This window comes from Alsobacter sp. R-9, assembly GCF_054612375.1.
This window is the reverse complement of sequence record NZ_JBTSWJ010000002.1, coordinates 407,424-424,710: the sequence shown is the minus strand read 5'-3', so window position 1 is coordinate 424,710 and position 17,287 is coordinate 407,424. Positions and strand designations below refer to the sequence as shown.

Genomic DNA, 17,287 nt, shown 5'->3' with positions numbered 1-17,287 from the left:
TCGCTTCGGCGAGCGTCCGCCCCTCATCTCATCTCGTCGGGAGCGGACACTCCGAGGAGCTCCAGACCCGTTGCGAGCACCGTCATGACCGTCCAGACAAGCGCGAGTCTCGCATGTGACGACATTCGATCAGTTTCGATAACAAAGCGTAAATGCGGCGCTTCTTTGCCTTTGTTCCAGAGGCTGTGGAAGTCACTGGCCAGATCGTACAGATAAAACGCGACGCGATGTGGCTCGTGCGCGGCCGCGGCGCCTTCGATGATTCTCGGGAACTGCGCCATGCGCCGCACGACATCGAGCTCAGCCGCATCGGCCAGCGCCGAAAGATCAACCGCCGCGAGCGTCGACGCATCGAACGTCGTGTCGCCGAAAGCGTCCCTCGCCTGCCTGAAGACCGACTTGCAGCGCGCATGCGCATACTGGACGTAGAAGACGGGATTGTCCTTCGACTGCTCGATGACCTTGGCGAGGTCGAAGTCGAGCGTCGCGTCGTTCTTGCGGAACAGCATCATGAACCGCACGGCGTCGCGGCCAACCTCGTCGACGACGTCGCGCAGGGTGACGAATTCGCCGGCCCGCTTGGACATCTTCACCGGCTCGCCGTTGCGCAGCAGCCGCACCAGCTGGCACAGCTTGACGTCGAGCCTCCCCTGTCCGGCCGTCACGGCCTGGACGGCCGCGTTCATGCGCTTCACGTATCCGCCGTGGTCCGCGCCCCACACGTCGATCATCTCGGCGAAGCCGCGGGCGAACTTCGAGGCGTGGTAGGCGATGTCCGAGGCGAAGTAGGTGTAGGAGCCGTCCGACTTCAACAGCGGGCGGTCGACGTCGTCGCCGAAGGCGGTCGCGCGGAACAGCGTCTGCTCGCGGTCCTCCCAGTCCTCGACGGGCTGGCCCTTGGGCGGCGCAAGGCGCCCCTCGTAGACGAGGTCGCGCGCCCGCAGGTCGGCGATCAATGCCGCGATCCGGTCGTCCGGCCCCGCCGAAAGCGACCGCTCGGAGAAGAACACGTCGTGGCGGATGTCCAGCGCCGCGAGGTCGTCGCGGATGCGGTCCATCATCATGGCGATGGCCGTCTCGCGGACGACGGGCAGCCACTGCGATTCGTCCCGGGACAGGAGAGCCGCCCCGAAACGCTCGGCCAGCGCTGCGCCGACCGGCTTCAGGTAGTCGCCCGGATAGAGCCCTTCCGGGATGGTTACGACCTCGCCGAGCGTCTCGCGGTAGCGCAGGTAGGCAGAGCGGGCCAGCACGTCGACCTGCGCGCCGGCGTCGTTGATGTAGTACTCGCGCGTGACCGCCCGCCCGGCGAAGGCCAGCAGGTTGGCGAGCGCGTCGCCGAACACGGCGCCGCGGCCGTGGCCGACATGCATGGGGCCTGTCGGGTTGGCCGAGACGTACTCCACGTTGACGGGCGAAACGTCGGGATCGGCCGGGCGGCCATACGCCGAGCCCAGCCCGACGATGGCGCGCAGGACCGACCGGAGCACGTCTTCCTGCAACCGGATGTTGATGAAGCCGGGGCCGGCGATCTCGATCGCGGCGACGCCGTCCTCGCCGCGCAGCCGTTCCGCGATCATCTCGGCGAGGTCGCGCGGCTTCATGCCGGCGTCGCGGGCGAGCACCATGGCGGCATTGGTGGCGAGGTCGCCGTGGGCGGCATCCTTCGGCGGCTCGACGACGATGCGGGAGGTGTCGAGCCCGGCCGGGATGCGTCCCGCCTGCGCCAGCGCCTCGACCGCGGTGGCGACGCGCCGCTGGAAGTCGTTGAAAAGGTTCATGCCGTTCCCGTCCTGCCCGTGCCGCCGACCGCGAGCGCCGGGCCCTTTCCGGCCGTGGCGGCTGGGCGCGCCTAACGCAATTCCGGGGTCTCGTCAAACAGGCGCCGGTGCTCCAGCAGGGCGTAGCGGTCGGTCATGCCGGCGATGTAGTCGGCCACCCGGCCCGCCCGCGCGGCCTCGTCGGCGCCTTCCAGCCCCAGGGCCCATTCCGGCGGCATCGCGCCGGGGTCGCGCAGGAAGCGGTCGAACAGGTCGTGCACGACCTGGTCGGCCTGCCGGCGCACCGTCACCACGGACGGGTGCCGGTACATGTTGGCGAAGAGGAACGACTTGATGTCGAAGTCGGCCGACGCGATGGCCTCGCTGAAGCAGGCGACGGGATGCCCCGCCCTGCGGATGTCGTCGGCGTGGCGCGGCTTGAGCGCGCCGATGCGCCGCTGCGTCTCGCCGATCACGTCCTCGACGAAGCGTGTGATGATGCGCCGGACGAGCTCGTGGATGACCCGCCCGCGCTCCAGGCCCGGCCATCGCGCCGCGATCTCGTCGAGAAGGCCCGCGACGAAGGGCACGGCGGCACGAAGCCCCTCGAGGTCGAACAGGCCGGCGCGCAGACCGTCGTCGATGTCGTGCGCATTGTAGGCGATGTCGTCGGCGACGGCTGCAACCTGCGCCTCGGCGCTCGCGTGCGACCAGAGCCAGAGGTCCTGCACCCCGTCATACGCCGCGATGGCCGCCGGGACGCCTCGCGCGGCGTAGCGCCCGACCGGCCGCCCCTCGCCATCGACCAGCGGGCCGTTGTGCTTCACCAGCCCTTCAAGCGTCTCCCACGACAGGTTGAGCCCGTCGAAAGCCGCATAGCGGTGCTCGAGGACCGTGACGATGCGCAGCGCCTGCGCGTTGTGGTCGAACCCGCCATAGGCCGCCATGCACGCATCGAGCGCATCCTCGCCCGTGTGTCCGAAAGGCGTGTGGCCAAGGTCGTGCGACAGGGCCAGCGCCTCGGCGAGGTCCTCGTCGAGGCCGAGCGCGCGGGCGATGGAACGCGTCACCTGCGCCACCTCGATGGTGTGCGTGAGGCGCGTGCGGAAGTGATCGCCCTCGTGGTAGACGAAGACCTGCGTCTTGTGCTTCAGCCGGCGGAACGCCGTGGCGTGGACGATCCGGTCGCGGTCGCGCTGAAATTCGCTGCGGGTCGGCGAGGTCGGCTCCGGGACGAGGCGGCCCCGGCTCTGCGCCGGATCGGCGGCCCAGGCTGCGCGCCAGCGGTCGAAGCGGCCGTCCTGCCCCGTCGGGTCCACGCGGTTCGACTCCGGTTGAAGTTCGCCGGTCACGCACTTACGTTCCGGTCTCGCGCCGTGGCAAGCGCCTTTCGCCGGAAGAGCGCCATTCGCCTGGAGAAGTCATGTCGATCGCGTCCGACGTTTCCCCGCTCGCCCCCCTCGCCGTCACCGACAGCGCCGCGCGCCGCATCCGGCAGATCGCCGCGGGCGAGGCGCCGGGCGCCATGCTGCGGGTCAGCGTCAGCGGCGGCGGCTGCTCGGGCTTCCAGTACGGCTTCTCCTTCGACACGGCGGTGCAGGAGGACGACCTCGTCATCGAGCATGACGGCGTGCGCGTGCTGGTGGACACCGTGTCCCTGCCCTTCCTGCAGGGCTCGACGCTCGACTTCGTGGACGACCTGATGGGCCAGTCGTTCCGCATGCAGAACCCGAACGCGACGGCCTCCTGCGGCTGCGGGACGAGCTTTACCATCTGACGATCGGCCCCGGCTGGCCGAAAACGTTGTTTACCTCGTGCGTGATAGAGGTCGGCTCCAGTCGGAGGCCGGTCGCGGCCGTATTTCTACAGGCGAGGATTGGATGATGTCCGCCAGAAGGCGTCTTGCTTGCACCGTTTCGGCCCTCGCGCTCCTCGGTGCCGCCGGCGGATATGCCGGCCACCGCGTCGTCGCCGCCGGGGCGGAAGCGGCTCTTGCCGACGCGATCGGCGTCGCGCCCGGCCATTCCGACGTCGACCTGCTCTCGGGCCGGGTCGTGCTGCGCGACATCGTCGTCCCCGCCGGCGACGGCTGGACGGTGCGCATCGGCGCGGTGACGCTGCAGCGCCCCGGCCTCGTAGGGGCCGCGCTTGCCGCCGAGAACTTCAGCGTCGAGAACCTCGCCATCAGCGGCAACGGCATCAGCTACGGGATCCCGCGGCTCGACGTGGTGGCCGGCAGCATGACCCCGGCCGACATCCGCGCCCTCTTCGACACGGCCGCGACGACGCCGATGTCCCAGCGCGTCGCGCGCCTCGATGCCGAATCGATCGTCATCCCGCAGATGCTGGCGACCTCCAGCAGCGGCGGCATCACCTCCCGCTTCGTCTACAACGACGTGCGCTTCGTGGGCGTGAAGGCCGGGGTCGTGCGCTCCATCGCCAGCGCCGGCGGCACCTTCGAGAGCCAGGCCACCGACGCCCCCTCCAGCAAGGGCGCCTTCGGCCCGTCATCGGCGACGGCCGTCGACCTGCCCTGGATCGCGAAGTCGTACCTCGAGCCCGCCGGCCCGCAGGACAAGGAGGCGCGCGTCGCCTATGCCACCGTCTCAATCGAGGGCATCACCGCCACGTCGAAGTCCGCCTCCGGCGAGGACCTCGGCACGTTCAGCGTAAGCCGGATCGTCGGCCGTGACTTCAGGACAAAGCCGACGCGCGAGCCGTGGCTGGGCGTCGTCCAGTCGCTGGCGAGCCGCCAGGGCAAGGACGTGGACAGCCTGCCTCCCGCCGAGCGCAGCCGCCTCGTGACCGCCATGGTCGACATGATGGAGGCGAGCGACGTCGCTCTGGTCGAGGCGACGGACATGCGCTTCGCCGGCGCCGGCAGCGACGGCAATGCCCGGATCGCCCGCATGTCCTACGCCGGCGCCGCCGTCGGGCGCCCCGCCGAGATGCGGATGGAAGGGCTCGAGATCACCGGCAAGGACGTGAAGGGGCGCATCGGCACCATCGTCCACTCCGGCTTCTCGTTCTCCAACACGCTGAAGGGCCTGCGCGAGACGCTCGGCAGCCCGGACTTCGACCCGACCGACTTCGACCCGCGCAAGCTGGTGCCGGAGCTCGGCACCTTCTCGATCCGCGACGTGGACATCGACGCGCCCGGCGCCAAGGGCGCCGCGCCCTCGCGGGTCGGGGTCAAGACCTTCGAGGTGTCGGCCACCGAACCGCTCGGCGGCATCCCGACGGCGCTGCGCTTCAGCGTCGACCGGCTGACGATGGCCCTGCCCCCGCAGCCCACCGAGGACGGCCTGAAGGACCTCGTCGCGCTCGGCTACAAGGACGTCGACCTCTCGATGGGCCTCGACGCGCGCTGGCGCGAGGCCGACAACGACCTCACCATCGGCAATGTCGGCGTGCAGGGCGTGAACATGGGCGCCGTCGCGCTGCGCGGCACGGTCGGAAACGTCACGAAGGATGTCTTCACCGGCGACGCGACGATGGCGCAGATCGCCCTCTTCGGCGCGACCGTGAAGCAGGTGGCCCTGACCATCGACAACAAGGGCCTCGCCGAGCGGCTGCTCGACCGGGAAGCCAGGCGCCAGAAGAAGACGCCCGACCAGCTGCGCAAGGAGCTCGGCGGCGCGGCGCAGATGATGATCCCCGCCATGCTGGGCAACACGCCGTCCAGCAAGGCCGTCGCGGCCGCGGTGGCGAAATTCATCGCCAAGCCGAACCGGCTGGTGGTGACGGCCAAGGCGAAGAACCCGTCCGGCCTCGGCGCCGGCGACCTGCTGATGGCCGGCGGCTCGCCCGCCGACATCCTGTCGCAGATCGACCTGACGGCATCGGCGGAGTAACGGCCGGGCGCAGGCGGCCGCTCAGGCGGCCTGCGTTTTCAGCCCGCGGCCGACCGCGCCTGCGCCTCGGCCACCGCCAGCGCCGTCATGTTGACGACGCCCCGCGCCGTCACCGAGGACGTCAGGATGTGCGCCGGCAGGGCCGGGCCGAGGAGGATCGGGCCGATGGGCAGCGCGTCCGCCAGCACCTTGATGAACTGGTAGGCGACGTTCGCCGCGTCGAGGTTGGGCATCACCAGCAGGTTCGCCTCGCCCTTCAGCGAGGAGGCCGGCAGCTTGCGGTCCCGGATCACCTGCGAGAGCGCCGTGTCGCCCTGCATCTCGCCGTCCACCTCGAGTTGGGGCGCCCGGTCGCGGATCAGCGCCAGCGCCTCCCGCATCTTGGTGGAGGACGGCGTATCCGCCTCCCCGAAGTCGGAGTGGCTGACCAGCGCGATCTTGGGCGTGATGCCGAAGCGGGCGACGTGCGAGGCGCACAGCACCGTCATGTCGGCGATCTCTGTCGCCGACGGGTCCGTGCGGACATGCGTGTCGGCCAGGAAGTAGTTGCCCTTCGAGGTGATGAGCAGCGTCATCGACGACAGGCCGCGCACCCCCGGCGCAAGGCCGATGATGTCGCGGATGAGCCGCAGCTTCGACTGGAAACGCCCCTCCAGCCCGCAGATCATGGCGTCCGCGTCCCCGCGGACGACGGCGACGGCGGCGATGACGGTGGTCGAGGTGCGCACCAGCGCGCGCGCCGCATCCGGCGTGATACCGCGCCGGCCGGAGCGCTCGACGAAGGTCGCGACATAGTCGCGGTAGCGCGGATCGTCCTCGGGGTTCACCACGGCGAGGTCGCGGCCCGGCCGGATACCCAGGCCGTAGCGCTCGCAGCGCGCCTCGATGACGGCGGGGCGGCCGACGAGGATCGGCACCGCGATGCCCTCCTCGATGGCGACCTGCGCCGCACGGAGCACCCTCTCGTCCTCGCCGTCCGCGTAGATCACCCGCTTCGGCGCGTCCTTGGCCTGCGCGAAGAGCGGCTTCATGATGAAGCCCGAGCGGAAGACGAAGCGCGACAGCTGCTCCTCGTAGGCGCGGAAATCGGCGATCGGCCGCGTCGCGACGCCCGAATCCATCGCCGCCTTCGCCACGGCGGGGGCGATGCGCAGGATCAGCCGCGGGTCGAAGGGGCTGGGGATCAGCGACTCGGCGCCGAAGGTCTTCACCTCGCCGCCATAGGCCCGCGCCGCGACGTCAGAGGGAGCCTCGCGGGCGAGCCGTGCGATGGCCTCGACCGAGGCGAGCTTCATCGCCTCGTTGATCGTCGTCGCAGCGACGTCGAGCGCACCCCGGAAGATGTAGGGGAAGCACAGGACGTTGTTGACCTGGTTGGGATAATCCGAGCGCCCGGTGCAGATCATCGCGTCGGGCCGCACCGCCTTGGCATCCTCCGGCATGATCTCCGGGTTGGGGTTGGCCAGCGCCAGGATCAGCGGGTGCGGCGCCATCGCCTGCACCATGGCGGGCTTCAGCACGCCGCCGGCCGAAAGACCGAGGAAGATGTCCGCGCCGGGGATCACGTCCGCCAGCGTCCGCTTGTCCGTGCGCTGCGCGAACGCCGCCTTCCAGCGGTCCATCAAAGCCGTGCGGCCCTCGTAGACGACGCCCTCGATGTCGGTGACCCAGATGTTCTCGCGCCGGGCGCCGAGCGCCACCAGCTGGTTGAGGCAGGCGAGCGCGGCGGCACCGGCCCCGGAGGCGACGATCTTCACGTCGCCGATCTGCTTGCCGGAGATCGCCATGGCGTTGAGCACGGCGGCGCCGACGATGATCGCGGTGCCGTGCTGGTCGTCGTGGAAGACCGGGATCGCCATCCGCTCGCGCAGCCGTGCCTCGACCTCGAAGCACTCGGGCGCCTTGATGTCCTCGAGGTTGATGCCGCCGAAGGTCGGCTCCAGCGCCGCCACGACGTCGACGAGGCGGTCGACCTGCTTCTCGGCCACCTCGATGTCGAAGACGTCGATGCCTGCGAACTTCTTGAAGAGGACGGCCTTGCCCTCCATCACCGGCTTCGCCGCGAGCGGCCCGATGTCGCCCAGCCCGAGCACGGCGGTGCCGTTGGAGACCACGGCGACGAGGTTCTGGCGGGCGGTGTAGTCCGCGGCCTTGCCGGGATCGGCGGCGATCGCCTCGCAGGGGGCGGCGACGCCGGGGGAATAGGCGAGCGCGAGGTCGCGCTGGTTGCCGAGCGGCTTGGTCGGCTGGATCTCCAGCTTCCCGGGCTTCGGAACCTGATGGTAGACCAGCGCCCCCGAGCGCAGGTCCTCGGACATGTTCGATGCCATGGCACACCCCCCGCGCCGGTGACTGGTCTCGTCGCGCCCGTGACCGGCGCCTGGTTCCCTGTCTATCGCCCGGGCGCGGGGCCCGTCCAGTCGTCAGGCCGGTCCCGGAGCCTCCGGCGTGCCCGTCCGGGGCGCGACGGGCCGGCACAGGCGGGCCTTCCAGCCCAGCGCCGGGCGCTCGACGAGCCGCCACGACGCCATGCCGACGATCCACGACAGGACGAGCGACGGCACGAGCAGCACGACCGCCGACGCCGTCGGGAACAGCGCGTAGAGCGACTGCTGGATCGGCCAGCCGTAGAGGTAGATGCCGTAGGACGGGTCGTCGCGGAACTCGAACTCCGGGCGCACGACGGGCGGCGCCAGCGCCAGCCAAAGGATGCCGTAGGCCTGCGCCGCGAACATGACGGCGAAGGTCAGCGCCGTGCCATGCACCGCCCACGCGGCGGCGGCGAGCCCCAGCACCACGGCCAGCGACAGCCGGACGCGGTGCCGTTCGAGGTAGAGGACGCCCCCGGCCGTGAACAGGAATGCCAGCCGCAGCGCCGTGCGCAGCCCCATCCCGGCCTGCGGGAAAAAGCCCTCCACGACCACGAGCGCCACGAACAGCGCGGCCGCCAGAGCCAGCCCGAGGCGCGGGGCTCGCATGAGGCCCACGAGGCCGAGGCCGGCGAGCGCGAGGTAGAACAGGCTCTCGTAGCGCAGCGTCCACACCGTCCCCATCGGGAACCGGTACGGATTGCTCTCGAACAGCCCCGGCAGGCGGGTGTTGGAGCGGAACTGAGTGAGCGTCTCGACGATGAAGCGCCCGACGCCGGGATGGCCGAAATAGGCCGACAGCGTCAGCGTCGTGAGCAGCGGCCCGATCACGAGCGCCACGAAGAGGGTGGCGACCACCACGCCGGGCCCGATCCGCAGCAGGCGGGAGACGAGGTAGTCCCGGGTGCCCCGGGCATCGAGGCTCATCGTCACCAGGAAGCCCGAGATGACGAAGAAGCCGTTGACCGCGTGCTCCCCGAGCCGCAGCCCGGTGAGGTGCGCCAGCGGCTCGTCCTGCGGGTTTCCGGTCGTCAGGCTGAAGGCGTGCGACACGATGACGAGCGCGGCGAGCACCAGCCGCAGCAGCCCGAAATTGTTGTGCGGCCCCTTGAGGGCCTCGCCGATCGTCATCCGTCCTGCCGTCCCCGGGAGGCCGCCGCTTGACGAGCGGCCGCGAGGCAGCGTCTAGAGCATGACGCGGGAAAGGGAAACGTGCTTCCTCGCCCAGCCCCGATGTCGGCACCCTCCCCGCCCGGGACCGGCCCGACGCCCGAGAGAACCGCATGGCCGCCGAGACGCCCGCCACTTCTGACGCCCGCACGGTCGGCCGCCCGGCCCGGTGCCTCGTGGTCACGTCGATCGCATCGGGCGGCGGCGTCACCGAATCGGTGTTCACCGCCATCGACATGCTCGGTCGGGCCGGCGTCGAGACGGTCGCTGCCGTGCCGTCGGATTTCCTGTTCCTCGACCGGATGCGCGCCACGGGCATCCCCGTCCACGCCGTGCCGGGCCTATCCGCCGGCGGCGCCGCCTTCATCCCCCTGCAGGCTTGGCGGCTGGCGAGGATTGCGCGGGACGCCGGCGCCGACCTCGTCATGGTCAACAACGGGCGCTTCGTCGGCGCGCTGAAGCGCCTGCTGCGCATTCCGGTGCTGACCATCTACCACGGCGGCAAGGTGGAGCGCTTCATGGGCGCCGACCGGATCATCACGATCAACGAACCGCAGCGCGACCTTCTGATCGAGAGGGGGTATCCGGCCGAGCGGGTCACGGTGGTCGACAACGCCCTCCCGGTGGAGGAAATGCCGCCGTTCCGGCCGCGCCCCGCGACGGCGAACCCCGTGGTCGGCACGTTGCGGTTGCTGGAGCCCGCCAAGGGCGTGGACACGCTCATCGAGGCGATCGCCCTGCTGGCGGGGCGCGGCCGGCGGCTGCGGACCCGCATCGGCTCGACCGGCAGCCAGGAGGCGAAGCTGCGGGCGCTGGCGAAGGAGCGCGGCGTCGCGGACCTGATCGACTTCGCCGGCTGGATCGACGACAAGGACGCGTTCTACGCGAGCCTCGACCTCTACGTGCTGCCCTCCCGCGCCGAGGAATGGGGCATCGGCATCGTCGAGGCACAGGCGGCGAGCCTTCCGGTCGTCTCGACGGCCTGCCTCGGCCCGCTGCGCATCGTGAAGGACGGGATCACGGGGCTGCTCGTGCCGCCCGAGGATCCGTCCGCCATGGCGGACGCCATCGACCGGCTGGTCGCGGACCCTGCCCTCGCCGCCCGGCTGGCCGAGGCGGGCTGGCGGGACTGCGGGGAGAACTACATCCTGCCGCGCATCGCGCCGAAATACGCCGCCGACGTGCTGGAAACGCTGCGGATGCCGCGCCGCTGACCGACCGGCCTACCGCTTCGGCGCGAAGTAGTGGTCGTGGACCACCTTGCCGATCAGCCCGTAGCCGTGCCCGTCCATCCAGGCGATGAGTTCGTCGGCCTTGTGCTCGAAGCTCTCGATCTGAAGCAGGCAGTCGTTCTCGGCGAGGATGCGCGTCATGCCGGAGAGGACGAGCAGCTCGTAGCCCTCAACGTCGATCTTGGCGGCGATGAAGGCGCCCTTGGCCGGGATCGCGTCGTCGACCCGGACGGCCTCGACCTCGACGGTACGCACCCACTGCGCCTCGCCCTGCTCACCGAGCCGCGAGCCGCCGCGGTTGGTCTCGGACGCCATGTGGAAGGTGATGCGCCCCGGCGCGTCCGACGCCGCCGCCTGGATGACCCGGATGTCCTCGACGAGCCCGTTGAGGAACAGGTTGCCGCGAAGCTGCGCGACGTTCACGGGGTCCGGCTCGAAGGCGATCACCTCGTCGAGGAGGCCCGCCTGCTTGAAGAGGATGGAGTACAGCGCCCCATGGGCGCCGATGTCGAGGAACATCGTCGGCCGGCCGCTGCCCCGCCGCTCGCGGATCAGCCGCTCGAAGGTCTCGAGCTGACGCGGCTCCCACTGGCCCTTGATCAGCAGATTGCGGTCGACCGAGTTCTTCCGGTCGAGCAGGAAAAAGGCGCCGAGGCGCTTCTCGACGCTGTAGCGGTGCTTGAAGAGCTCGGCCCAGCGCTTCCACAGGCTCGCCACCCAGCGATCCAGCGGGTGGATCACCATCAGGGCGCGGGGCGGCGGCCACATGGCGTCACTTCTCCGGCAGGTTGAGCCGCAGGTGCAGTTCGCGCAGCTGCTTGGGCGTCGCCTCGCTGGGAGCGCCCATCAGCAGGTCGAGCGCCTGCTGGTTCATCGGGAACAGCGCGACCTCGCGCAGGTTCTGCGCGCCGACGAGCAGCATGACGATGCGGTCGATGCCGGCCGCCATGCCGCCGTGCGGCGGCGCGCCGTACTGGAAGGCCCGGTACATGCCGCCGAACCGCTCGACCACCGTCTGCTCGCCGTAGCCGGCGATCTCGAAGGCCTTCACCATCGCCTCGGGGCGGTGGTTGCGGATGCCGCCCGACGCGATCTCGTAGCCGTTGCAGGCGATGTCGTACTGGAACGCCTTGATCGTCAGCGGATCCTGCGTCTGCAGCGCCTCCAGCCCGCCCTGCGGCATCGAGAAGGGGTTGTGCGAGAAGTCGACCTTCCTGTCGTCCTCGTTCCACTCGAACATCGGGAAGTCGACGATCCAGGCGAGTTCGTAGCGGTTCTCGTCGACGAGCTTGAGGTCGAAGCCGACCTTGTTGCGCGCCAGACCCGCGAACTTGACGAACTTCTCCGGGTCGCCGGCCACGAAGAAAGCAGCGTCGCCGTCCTTGAGGCCGAGCTGCGCGCCGATGGCGGCGGTGCGCTCGGGGCCGATGTTGTTGGCGATCGGGCCGGCGCCCGCGCCCTCGCGCCACATCACGTAGCCGAGGCCCGGCTGGCCCTCGCCCTGCGCCCAGGCGTTCATGCGGTCGCAGAAGGCGCGCGAGCCGCCGGTCGGCGCCGGGATCGCCCACACCTGGTTCTTCGCATCCTCCAGCAGGCGGGCGAACACCTTGAAGCCCGAGCCGCGGAAGTGCTCGGAGACATCCTGCATCACCAGCGGGTTGCGCAGGTCCGGCTTGTCGGAGCCGTACTTGCGCATCGCCTCGGCGTAGGGGATGCGCGGCCACGGCATCGGCGTGACGGGCTTGCCCTCGCCGAACTGCTCGAAGACGCCGGTCAGCACCGGCTCGACGGCGGCGAAGACGTCCTCCTGCGTGACGAAGCTCATCTCGAGATCGAGCTGGTAGAACTCGCCCGGAAGGCGGTCGGCCCGGGGATCCTCGTCGCGGAAGCAGGGCGCGATCTGGAAATAGCGGTCGAAGCCCGCCATCATCAGCAGCTGCTTGTATTGCTGCGGCGCCTGCGGCAGCGCGTAGAACTTGCCCGGGTGCAGGCGGGACGGCACGAGGAAGTCGCGCGCGCCCTCCGGCGAGGACGCCGTGAGGATGGGCGTCTGGAATTCGTTGAAACCCTGCCCCTTCATCCGCTGGCGCAGGCTGTCGATGACCGCGACGCGGGTCATGATGTTGCGGTGCAGCTGCTCGCGGCGCAGGTCGAGGAAGCGGTAGCGCAGCCGCGTCTCTTCCGGATAGGGCTGGTCGCCGAACACCTGCAGCGGCAACTCCGCCGCCACGCCCAGAACCTCGATTCCAGTGACGAACATCTCGATCTCACCGGTGGCGAGGTCGGCGTTGCTGGTGCCCTCCGGACGCGCCCGCACCTTGCCGTCGAAGCGCACGACCCACTCGGCGCGCAGCTTCTCGGCGTCGCGGAAGGCCGGAGAATCCGGGTCCACCACGCACTGCGTCATGCCGTAGTGGTCGCGCAGGTCGATGAACAGCACGCCGCCATGGTCGCGGATCCGGTGGCACCAGCCCGACAGGCGCACCTCGGAGCCGATGTCGGTGGCGCGCAGCGCGCCGCAGGTGTGGGTGCGATAGCGGTGCATGGTCGGCACGTCCTCGGTCACAAGCAGGGGCGGAGAACGCATGCACCGCCCGGACTTGTCAAGCACGGGCCCGTGCCGCCGGACCTCCAACATGGCCCGCATCCTGCGTCGTCCGGGGGCGTGGCGCCCCCGCCGCGATTCGGATAACAGTCCTCCATGCCTCTGATTGCCTCCACCGCCGCCCTTGCCGACGCCTGCGACAGGCTCGCCCGCCATCCGTTCGTCACCTTCGACACGGAGTTCATGCGGGAGACGACCTATTACCCGAAGCTGTGTCTGATCCAGCTCGCCTCGGCGGACGACGTCGTCCTCGTCGATCCCCTGGCACCGGGCATCGACCTTGCACCCTTCTTCGCCCTGATGCGGAACGAGAAGGTCATGAAGGTCGTGCATTCCGGGCGGCAGGACCTCGAGATCCTGTGGAACCTCGACCAGTGCATCCCCCGGCCGCTGTTCGACACTCAGGTCGCGGCAATGGTCTGCGGCTACGGCGACAGCGTCTCCTACGAGCAGCTGGCCCACGACCTCGCCAAGGCGCGGATCGACAAGTCCTCCCGGTTCACCGACTGGTCCAAGCGGCCGCTGTCGGAGGCGCAGCTCGCCTACGCCCGCTCCGACGTGACCCACCTGCGTCTCGTGTATGCCGAATTGGCGAAGACGCTGGAGAAGACCGGCCGGCTGCCCTGGCTCGCGGACGAGATGGCCATCCTGACGTCGCCGGCCACCTACACCTCCCACCCGGAGGACGCCTGGCAGCGACTCAAGGGCCGCATCCGCAAGCCGAAGGAACTGGCCATCCTCATGGAGCTCGCCGCATGGCGGGAGCGCGAGGCCCAGTCGCGCGACGTTCCGCGCAGCCGCGTGCTGAAGGACGACGCCGTCATGGACATCGTGACGGCCGCGCCGCGCTCGGCCGAGGCGCTCGGTCACCTGCGCTCGATCCCCTCCGGTTTCGAGCGCTCACGGGCCGGCGGGGACATCGTCGCCGCCGTCGAGCGGGGGCTCGCCCGCGACCCGAAGGAACTGCCGCCGCTGGAACGCAACCATCGCAAGGCCGCCAACCCGGCGACGGTCGACCTACTCAAGGTGCTCCTGAAGATGGTGTCCGAGGCGGAGGGCGTCGCGGCCAAGATCCTCGCGACGGTCGACGACCTCGAGGCCATCGCCGCCGACGACAACGCCGACGTGCCCGCCCTGCGCGGCTGGCGCCGCGACGTCTTCGGCGACAAGGCCATCGGCCTCAAGCACGGCCGCGTCGCTTTGGCCGTCGAACACGGGAAGGTCGTCGCCCTGCCGCGGTAGGAGACGTCCCTGAAGGAGCGCCTGACCTCCCCTCCGCAATCCCGGGTGACCGGCGCAGCCGGCCGGGAGGGGGATCCCGACCCGCAAGGCATCCGCGCACCCCGCGTGCCATCGACGAGGCGCACTCGGGCGTCCTGTGGATCCCCATCCCCTCCGCGGCTCCGGCCGGGGATGACGGCGGAACGCCAGCGGGCGCCGGATGCGGCTGCCGTTCGCAGGCGCCAACGAGCCACGGCGACACAGGACACCAACCTCCGTGGACACCCCGGACGACGGATGCCATCGTCACGGCCGAGCTCACGTCGGGCACCAGCGGAGGTCGTTCCCATCAGCGCACAGGCGACAGCGCAGGTCGAGGCCCGCAACGTCGGGATCGACGCTCTGCGGGCCGCCCTCACGGTGCTGGTGGTGTTCCACCACGCCGCCATCGCCTATGGGGCGAGCGGCAGCTGGTTCTACCGGGACCCCGCGCCGGCCGGATCCGGGACGGCGTTGCTGCTGACCGTCTTCTGCACCCTCAACCAGGCCTTCTTCATGGGCCTGTTCTTCCTCCTTGCGGGCGCCATGACCCCGGCCGCGCTGGCGCGCCGCGGGACGCGGGCTTTCCTGACGGAGCGTTTCCTGCGCCTCGGTATACCCCTTGTCGTCTTCGCGGTGCTGATCGGCCCCCTGACGGACGTGCTGGGCGGACTGGGCGCAGGCGTTCCGGCCGGCGAGACGCTGTCGCGGCTCGCGCGAAGCGGCTGGCTGGTGCCGGGACCGATGTGGTTCGTCGAGGCGCTGCTGATCCTGTCGGTCGGTTACGTCGTGCTGCGTGCAGTCGCGGGCGCGGACCGCGTCGAGGCGGCCCGCCCCTTCCCCTCGGACCGCGCGCTGGCCGCCGCGGCGGTGGGCGTCGGGGCCGCCGCCTTCCTGCTTCGGCTGCGGTGGCCGGTGGGCACGTCCGTGCTGGCGCTGCAGCTCGGTTACTGCGCCAGCTATGTCGTGCTGTTCCTCGCCGGCTGCCTCGGCGCCCGCGGCCGCTGGATCGAAAGGGTCCCGGCGACCACCGCAGCCCGGTGGCTGAAGCTTTCGCTGGTGGCCGGGCTCGCCCTGCCCGCCGTGCTCGTCACACTGCGCGCCGCGGGCGGTGACGTCGAAGCCGCCAGCGGGGGCTGGTCGTGGCTCGCGGCTTTCTACGCCTTCTGGGAGCCATTGTTCGCCTGGGGCGTCAATCTCTCCCTGCTCCTCGGCTTCCAGCAGCGGTTCGCGACCCTGGGCCCGGCGTGGAGTCGTCTCGTCCGGCGGGCCTACCTGATGTTCATCGTCCACCCGCCGGTGCTGGTCGCCGTCTCGCTGGCGCTCACAGCGGTGGCGGCGCCGGCATGGGCGAAGTTCGTCGTGGCCGGTGCGGTCGCGACCGCACTGAGCTACGTCCTTGCAGGCCTGCTGCTCGCCATCCCCGCCGTCCGGCGCATCGCCTGACGGAAACTCAGGCGCTGGCCACCCGCGGGGCCGGGGCGATGACGATGTTCGGCGTCCGGCCGACGATGCGGGCGAGCTGTTTCAGCCGGTTGAAGACCCGGTCGTTGGAGAGCGGCGCAAGGTCGGCCGGGAACTCCAGCTCCAGCAGGCCGTGCGCGCACTGCATGGGCACGCGCGGCAGCATGCCGGGCGAGGCGGCGCTGATCAGGTAGGCGACGCGCATGGCGGCACCGAGGATGCGCGCCCGATCGAGCATGCGCGTCGACACCAGTTCGCGCAGGCGCGGGCTCACCTCGTCGTCGTTGAGGCCCATGTGGCGGTAGGCGACGGCGAGCGCGAGATAGGCGCGGCCCGGGTGATCGATGCCGATGAAGCCGGCATGGGCGATGATGTTGAGCGACTGCTCGCCGCGGTAATCCGGATGCGCCCGCCATCCGATGTCGGCCAGCAGGCACGCCCCGTGTCGCAGCCGGCGCTCCTCCGGCGTCTCGTCGAGGCCCGTCGAGTGCATGAACCGGTCGGTCCACTCGCACAGCTCCTCGCCGTGCACCGGATCGCGCGAGCGCAGGACGTTGAGCTCCCGCGCCATGGCGATGAGCGGGTCCTGGTGGCGCCTGTCGGCGTCCAGCATCTCGTAGAGCAGGCCCTCGCGCACGCCGAGCGCGGAGACCACGATCTCGCTCGGCCGCGCGAGCTTGATGAACTGCTCCATGATGAGCGCGCCGTAGGCCAGCAGCGGCCGGCGCTGGGCGGAGACGCTCTCGATCGACATCAGCGTCTCGGCCTCGACCCGCTCGACGAGGCGCGCGAAGTCCGCGGCGTCGGCTGCCGGGATTACGTAATTGTGCATCACGTGAAGGGGATAGCCGCGCTGCTTCATGTGGAGTCGCGCGAGCGAGCGCCACGTGCCCCCCACCGCGTAGAAGGCCCGCCCCTTCGCGTTCTGGATGAGCGGCTGTTCCTCCAGCGCCTTGCGGACGATCTTGACCGCCTTCTTGAGGTTCCCGCCCGACTGGTCCTGCAGGGCGAGGCCGCCCAGCGGCAGCGACACCGCGCCGGTCAGCTTGTGGCCGCGGACGTCGATAAGCTCCAGCGACCCGCCGCCCATGTCGCCGACGATCCCGTCCGGCCTCCAGATGCCCGACACGACGCCGAGCGCCGAGAGCTTGGCCTCGCGCTTGCCGGAGATGAGGTGCACCGGGGCGCCGGCCTCCCGCTCGCATTCCGCGAGGAAATCCGGGCCGTTGCTGGCGTCGCGGGCCGCCGCCGTGGCCAGCACCCGGACATCCGATATGCCCATCGCCTGGCACAGCACACGGAAGCGCCGCAGCGCTGCGAGCGCCTTGGCCATGGCGTCCTCGGAGAGGCGACCGGTCGAGAGGACCCCGCGGCCGAGGCCGGCCAGGACCTTCTCGTTGAAGATCGGCGTCGGCGCCCGCGTCAGGCCCTCGTAGGCGACCAGTCGGACGGAGTTCGAGCCGATGTCGATGATGGCGATCGGTTCGCCGACCCGGAGCCGGCCCTGCGGATGTTGCGGCATGTCCTTCGTCTTGCGGATCACGCGGCGCGTGTCAACGCGACGGCGCGCTTC

General features: G+C 70.4%; 12 protein-coding genes. 5 read left to right on the top strand and 7 right to left on the bottom strand.

The features are described 5' to 3' along the window. Nucleotides 1-23 precede the first annotated feature (23 nt). Nucleotides 24-1,781 (bottom strand): arginine--tRNA ligase, encoded by a 1,758-nt coding sequence (gene argS / locus ACX9GQ_RS04695; RefSeq protein ID WP_459628375.1) that lies wholly within the window; start codon nt 1,779-1,781, stop codon nt 24-26. A gap of 71 nt (nt 1,782-1,852) precedes the next feature. Then, nucleotides 1,853-3,079, bottom strand: a complete 1,227-nt coding sequence (locus ACX9GQ_RS04690; protein ID WP_459628538.1) for a deoxyguanosinetriphosphate triphosphohydrolase — start codon at nt 3,077-3,079, stop codon at nt 1,853-1,855. Nucleotides 3,080-3,183: 104 nt separating this feature from the next. Here ACX9GQ_RS04690 and erpA point away from each other — a divergent pair, with 104 nt between their 5' ends. Further along, nucleotides 3,184-3,537, top strand: coding sequence for an iron-sulfur cluster insertion protein ErpA (gene erpA, locus ACX9GQ_RS04685; protein WP_459628374.1), 354 nt, complete (start codon nt 3,184-3,186; stop codon nt 3,535-3,537). 106 nt (nt 3,538-3,643) lie between these two features. Next, entirely contained in the window at nt 3,644-5,614 is a 1,971-nt protein-coding gene (locus ACX9GQ_RS04680) for a hypothetical protein (RefSeq protein WP_459628373.1), read from the top strand. 38 nt (nt 5,615-5,652) lie between these two features. Here ACX9GQ_RS04680 and ACX9GQ_RS04675 read toward each other — a convergent pair whose 3' ends face one another. Beyond that, the gene (locus ACX9GQ_RS04675; RefSeq protein WP_459628372.1) at nt 5,653-7,944 is read right to left on the bottom strand and encodes an NADP-dependent malic enzyme; all 2,292 of its coding nucleotides are present in this window, start codon (nt 7,942-7,944) and stop codon (nt 5,653-5,655) included. A 93-nt stretch (nt 7,945-8,037) separates the two neighbouring features. Beyond that, nucleotides 8,038-9,114: an acyltransferase family protein gene (locus tag ACX9GQ_RS04670; RefSeq protein ID WP_459628371.1), complete on the bottom strand. Its 1,077-nt coding sequence runs from the start codon at nt 9,112-9,114 to the stop codon at nt 8,038-8,040. A gap of 152 nt (nt 9,115-9,266) precedes the next feature. On the opposite strand from ACX9GQ_RS04670, the gene ACX9GQ_RS04665 reads away from it, so the two are divergent. Next, nucleotides 9,267-10,367 carry a glycosyltransferase family 4 protein gene (locus tag ACX9GQ_RS04665; protein WP_459628370.1) on the top strand — a complete coding sequence of 367 codons (1,101 nt, stop codon included), beginning with the start codon at nt 9,267-9,269 and terminating at the stop codon, nt 10,365-10,367. A gap of 9 nt (nt 10,368-10,376) precedes the next feature. Here the strand turns inward: ACX9GQ_RS04665 and ACX9GQ_RS04660 are convergent, their stop codons facing one another. Together ACX9GQ_RS04660 and aspS are read right to left on the bottom strand one after the other, a co-directional pair. Further along, entirely contained in the window at nt 10,377-11,153 is a 777-nt protein-coding gene (locus tag ACX9GQ_RS04660; protein WP_459628369.1) for an FkbM family methyltransferase, read from the bottom strand. A 4-nt stretch (nt 11,154-11,157) separates the two neighbouring features. After that, on the bottom strand, nt 11,158-12,930 hold the full coding sequence (gene aspS, locus ACX9GQ_RS04655; protein WP_459628368.1) for an aspartate--tRNA ligase: 1,773 nt from the start codon (nt 12,928-12,930) through the stop codon (nt 11,158-11,160). Between the two features lie 156 nt (nt 12,931-13,086). Between aspS and rnd the strand changes: the two genes are divergently transcribed. Both rnd and ACX9GQ_RS04645 read left to right on the top strand, forming a co-directional pair. After that, on the top strand, nt 13,087-14,232 hold the full coding sequence (rnd, locus tag ACX9GQ_RS04650) for a ribonuclease D (protein ID WP_459628367.1): 1,146 nt from the start codon (nt 13,087-13,089) through the stop codon (nt 14,230-14,232). A 276-nt stretch (nt 14,233-14,508) separates the two neighbouring features. After that, a complete protein-coding gene (locus tag ACX9GQ_RS04645; RefSeq protein WP_459628366.1) occupies nt 14,509-15,696 on the top strand; it encodes an acyltransferase family protein in 1,188 nt (395 codons plus the stop codon). 7 nt (nt 15,697-15,703) lie between these two features. Here ACX9GQ_RS04645 and ppx read toward each other — a convergent pair whose 3' ends face one another. Then, entirely contained in the window at nt 15,704-17,236 is a 1,533-nt protein-coding gene (ppx, locus tag ACX9GQ_RS04640; RefSeq protein WP_459628537.1) for an exopolyphosphatase, read from the bottom strand. Between the last annotated feature and the right edge of the window lie 51 nt (nt 17,237-17,287).